The sequence below is a fragment of the Actinoplanes sp. ATCC 53533 genome, from assembly GCF_003947245.1.
In genome coordinates this window covers 1-5459 of sequence record NZ_QHHV01000463.1, presented here as the reverse complement: position 1 = coordinate 5459, position 5459 = coordinate 1, and the positions used below count along the sequence as shown (strand labels likewise).

Here is a 5459-nt window from a genome sequence, read left to right as displayed (position 1 = left end):
CCTGCAGCGCATGGGCCGAACCGGGCGGCGCACCGGCCAGGCGGCGAACACCACGTTCTTCTGCGAAACCACCGACGGCGTCGTCCAGGCGATCGCCCTAGTCGAGCTGGCGAAGGCGGGCTGGGTCGAATCGGTTCAGGTGGAGGACCGCTGCTGGCCGGTACTCATCCACCAACTCCTAGCCATGTCACTGGCCAGCGATGGGATCACTGCCGTGACCGCCTGGGAGCACCTTTCGCATGTACCGGACTTCCGGGGTATCCGCCAGGCCGAGTTCGAACGCCTAATCAGCTGGATGTTGCGAGACGACGCGTTGCGAATCGCAGGTGGCCGCCTGGTCCTCGGTCCCAAGACGGAGCGCCGATTCGGGCGCAAGAACTTCATGGACCTCTACGCGGTCTTCTCCAGCCCGCAGACCTACACGGTCCAGACCGTGGGTGGACAAGCCCTCGGTTCGCTGAATCAGGCGTTCGTCGACCGGCTCGTCGATGGAGTCAGCAGTTTCCTGCTTAGCGGACGCGCGTGGGCGGTCCTTCGGGTCGAGCACCGCGACCGCAGCGTGGTCGTCGAACCGGCCCCGCGGGGGCGTCAGCCAACCTGGGGAGGCTTCCTTCCCCAGTACCTCGGCTTCGATCTCTGCCAGCGCATCCTGTCGATACTCCTGAGCGACGACCGCTATCCATACCTCGACGACGCGGCGTGGCGGGTCTTCGCCGAGCACCGCGCGGCCATGCGCGGAACCCTCACCTCCGACCGTGGAGGCATCGAAGTCGATGACGGGGAGATCCGCTGGTGGACCTTCGCCGGAGGACGGATCAACTCGACCCTTCGGTACGCACTCGAAGCGGTCGGCGACGACTGGAAAGTCATCCCGGACAATTTCCTCATCAAGGTCCGAGGGGAGAACCTCGACATGCTGAGCTTCCGGGACGCGCTTGCCGGGCTTGCCGAACCCGAATTCTGGGAGAACGACCGCCTTTGGGCAGAGGTCGCCGAATCGCTGCCCAACTACCGCCTCAGCAAGTTCCAGCCGCTGATGCCTCCCTGGGTCGAACGTGAAGTGATCGCCAGTTACCTGCTCGACGTGGGCGGGGCCTGGCAATGGCTCTCAGGACTCGAACGCAAAGGACCCCGTCTTCCCGAGGCCGTCCGGACGTTGACGCCCAGCGACGCCGAGCGTTTCGCCAGCCTCCAGCAGGTCCCAGCGGAACTTCCCCTGCTGTGCCGCGACAACGAGCGGCCACTGATCTGGGTACGCACCCTCCCGCAACTCCAGTCAGCAGTTGCCGAGCTAATGTCCGAGCCGGTCGTTGGCCTCGACGTCGAAACCACACTCGCGAACCGCGCCCTGTGCCTGATTCAGATGGCGGGCCGTGAGGCAACCTACCTCATTGACGCTCTCGAACCTCTTGACCTGGAACCCCTAGGCGAACTCTTCGCGAGCACCGAAACGACGAAGCTGATTCACTACGCCTCATTCGAGCGCACCGTCCTTGGTCGGTACGGGTTCGCCCTAGAGCCCGTCGTGGATACACGTGACGTGTCGAGGCGGCTGCGCCCCACAGCCAAAGGTCACAGCCTTCGTGAGGTCTGCGCCCGTGAACTCGGTGCGGAACTCGACAAGAGGGAACAAGTCGGCAATTGGGCTCGGCGTCCTCTGGCCGAGAGCCAGGTGGCCTACGCAGCCCTCGACGCAGAGGTGCTGCTTCGTCTGCACGCGCACTTCGAGGATGTTGAACGCAGTCTTGCAGCTCCTCCTCCAGCAGAATCCACCCTCGGCACTATGGGGTAGCTGGCGCTACTCAGCGTCCGACCAGGATGGCAACGATAAAACCTGAATCCGTGGATGGTCCTGCAGGCCGCTCACGGTCTCAGGAATGCCGACGGTCGAGGTGTTCACTCCCAGATCGGCACCCACCACTGCCAACCCTCCGGCGCAGGCTCCCAGCTTGGCTCCGGTCGCCATCCGGCAGGTGGCGTCCAGCCGGCCGGCGGGGACGGCCAAGTCGGCGGTACAACGAAACGGACACCGGTCGGTGGCGGCGGGATGGGCCCGTGATCTCGTCGTCCACCGGAAACGACGGGTATTGCCGGCTCAACGTCCGGCGTGACAGCTACTGGTGACAGGTCCGCTTGCCGAGGTGACTGAGCACCGAGCCAGCTCTCCGGGAGTTCGTGCGCTTTGACGGTATACAACGCCACCTCGGTTTTGATGCGGTTGCCCTTGACGATCGCCCGAGCTGCCGCCGTCGCTCCCTGCTCGGCGAGGTGTCGAATTGCCGGCAGTAGCTCGGTGCTCATCTTCGGGGTGAGCTGGCCGACGCGCGCCCCGTCGAGACGCACCTCGACTACGGTGCGCGACGAGCGTGCGGTCTGCTCAACCACCTCGTGCAATGTCGCGTACGCCCAGCACTCCCCTTCTGCGCGAAGGAACGACGTGAGAGCGTCGAGGTGCTTCTCCTCGCCGGTGACCTGGATGGCATTGCCGATGGGCAGCAGCCGATGTTCTCCGGACGGCGGCAAGTTGGCGGGCACGAGCATGTGGGGCTCGGCCAGGTCCAGTCGGACGGACCCACGGAACTCCTTGCTCCGGCCGTCATAGTCGTCCCATTCGGCGCCCCAGACTCGGGCCGCAACCTGGGGTGACCAGCCCTGAGACTTCAGCTGAGAGAGGACGGGCGCGTACCGCGCCGCTTCCTCGCGCGGCAGGTAGCCGACGAGATTGCCGCCTGCCCATACGCCTACCGCGTTGCGATCGTGCTTGTTGCTCGGGTCAACCATGAGGCTTACCGTCGTGATGATCTCGGTGCCGTCGGTCTTGAAGTCGCGGCCGAGCAGCTGTCGGATTGCCCTCGTGTAGTGCGACTCACCCACGACGTCGGCATGCGGGTAGCCGCGCTGTCCCCAAAGATCAAAAGGGATTGCCATCATCAGAATGTACTGCTTCGGGCATCCTCGGACCTCGTCTTTCGGGTTGCCGCCAACCGTTCGATGGTCCATTCCACCGACCCCCGAAGAGACGTAGCTTGTCCAAGATCAGCCCCCGCCGCTGCCTCATCACGGATGCTTCTGATGCAGAAAGGTGACGACCTCACGAACCTCGGCGTGCAAGTGCGTCAGCTCTCCGGCGGTCAGTGCCAACTCGTAGCTGTGATGATGACCAGCGCGCGACAGCGACCACCAGAGCATCGCCACGCGACGGGAGCTCGTCGCTCCGATGTAGCGGCTCAGCATCAGGATCTGCGAGCGGCGATTGCGGCAAGCACCGATGGCCGGCGCCGTGTCGTCCCAGTACTGATCGAGCGCCGATTCGAGGGCCAGCCGGAGAAGCCAGGCGGAGGCGCGGGGCCATAGCCCTCGGGTTCCTCGGGCCGGTACGGCCATCAGGCGTTCGACCTCGTCGAGGTACGTCTGCGGCGAAGTCATCGAACCGCCTCCACCATTTGGGTGACTTGGCCGACCAGCCGTTCCGGGTCGGCTACCGCGGCGCCGTGCACGCCCTCTTTGCAGGCGCGAAAGGCGTCGCCGGCCCATGGCCCGAGTTTGTGGTTGAAGTAGCTGAACACGCGTCCGCCCGCATCGGCGTCATCGAACAAGGCCAGCGCAGCTACCTGGGTTGTGGTTTTCGCGGAGTCCAACAGCGTCTCGACGTCTCCGTGGCGCTCGCCCCGGCCGATCCGTAAGGCCCGTACACGCTGGTGGAGGACCGCTTCAAGCGCCGACCGGCAGCAGCTCGTCACCAGCGGTGAACGCAGTTCGACGGGAATCTCGTCGGTCTTGGCGAGTGCCCGGGCGTCGGACAAATACCGCTCGGCGGGGTCGAGGTTCTTGCGGATCTCCACCTCGGAGTTGCTCCGCCGGGTGACTTCCCAGATGACGGCATCGATCTCCAGGCGGCGTACGGCCTCGGGCAGCCGGTCGTCATGACTGAAGACCACGACCTGGCGGTCCTGGGCCAGCTCGGCGAGGACCTGGGCGAGGCCGTCGACCTTGGACGGGTCCATGCTCTGCACCGGGTCGTCGATGATGAGGAACCGGAATGGGCTGGCGTCCGCGGTCGCGCGGGGGAGGAAGACAGCCAGCCCGAGCGCGTGCAGTTCGCCTTGGCTCATTACCGCCATGGCTGAGGTGGCTGCGCCGTCGACGGTCGCGGGGAAGGCGACCCGCCGGCGGGTGCTGGAACCGTCCAAGGTCATGCCGGCCAACTCGACGTTGCTCTCTTGGCGTAGCTGCTCCCAGATCTGCTGAGACTGGTTCGCGAACGGTGCGAGCTGGGCTGTGCGTAGCTCGGCGATGGCCAGCTTGATCCACGTCAGCGCAGTCTTGAGGAGGCCGAGAACATCCTCTTCCTGCCGAACCTGACGCGCCGCGGTCAGCCAGTTCTGCAGATCAGCGGCGCGTTCTCGCCACGCGTCGTGCCTGGTGCGCAGCCAGGCCGCGGCGGCGTTGCGGGCACGTTCGGCTGCGGTCTGTAGCGTCGCGTAGCGGGACCGCAGATGATTGGCGAGCAGTTGGTGGTCGCAGTCTGCGGCAACGGATTGCCACCCCTGTACGGCGGCCGCGAGCTCATCCCGTACCTCTGTGGGTAGGTCTTCGGCCCCAGCCGGAAGTTCGATCGTGAAGGTGAGCAGCCGCGCCGCGTCGCGGCGCGCGCTCCGGACTGCCTCATCTGCTTCGCGCCGAGCATCGGTTGCGTGTCGCGCCTGTCCAAGTTTCGCCTCGGCGGCGTCGAGCCAGGCCTGGTCGAGCTGACCAGTGCCGCAGACCGGGCAGGTGCCGGCCCCGTGCTGCTGGAAGTGACCGACTGCCATCTGCAGGAGCCGAGTGAGGTCGTTCTCCGCGACGGGGAGGACGGCGAGGGCCGATGCGGAAACGACGAGCCGTTCGGCAATCGCAGCTACCTCCTCGGGTGACGCGGGGTCGGTGCTCGCAGCGATCTTGCGATAGGTGGCAGTCGACGGGTTGGCCTCGTCGTCGTTGCCGAGTAGATGGTCGATCGCGTCGAGGTCAGGCCGAGTGGCGGCAAGCAGCTTGGCGGCAGTCCTGGCCCGATCGTCGTCCACCTCTTCCAGGGAAGTGCGCAATACCGTCCGCCCGGATCGAACGGCCTTCGCCCGATCGTCGTAGATCTTGCGAAGATTCTTGAGCCGGGTCTCGGCATCGGTGACCGGTTCGATGGCGAGCAGTGGAGCCATGGCGTCGAACAGTTCACTGGGCCGCGACGACATCAGCCGGCCGAGGTCGTTCGCGGTGAGGAACGGGCGGTAAGTGTCCATCGACTGTTGCCAGCCGAGGGCTTCGATATCGGGCAGAGAGATCTTGGCCTGACCCGGCTCGGTGGCGTCCTCGGACCAGCTTCGCCGAATCCGCAGGGGCGCGGCGACGCCGTCGAGGCGAGCGATCAGGTCGATCTCGCAGGGCGCTGAAGTATGCAGATTGCGCCAGCCGTCGCGGAAGAT

3 protein-coding genes and 1 pseudogene are annotated in these 5459 nt (G+C 65.7%); 1 reads left to right on the top strand and 3 read right to left on the bottom strand.

Translation table 11 applies throughout. From position 1 onward, the window contains the following. Window positions 1-1792, top strand: a pseudogene (locus tag DMB66_RS59145) (hypothetical protein); the annotation flags it as partial. Window positions 1793-1896: 104 nt separating this feature from the next. Here DMB66_RS59145 and DMB66_RS59140 read toward each other — a convergent pair. From DMB66_RS59140 to DMB66_RS62165, 3 genes are all read right to left on the bottom strand, one after another. Then, complete coding sequence (locus DMB66_RS59140) at window positions 1897-3000, bottom strand: HIRAN domain-containing protein (protein WP_125812632.1); 1104 nt, start codon at window positions 2998-3000, stop codon at window positions 1897-1899. 57 nt (window positions 3001-3057) lie between these two features. Further along, the gene (locus DMB66_RS59135; RefSeq protein ID WP_125812631.1) at window positions 3058-3426 is read right to left on the bottom strand and encodes a hypothetical protein; all 369 of its coding nucleotides are present in this window, start codon (window positions 3424-3426) and stop codon (window positions 3058-3060) included. Further along, window positions 3423-5459 (bottom strand): hypothetical protein (locus DMB66_RS62165; protein ID WP_158647735.1); only part of this gene is annotated, 2037 nt, incomplete at its 5' end. The genes DMB66_RS59135 and DMB66_RS62165, both read right to left, overlap by 4 nt.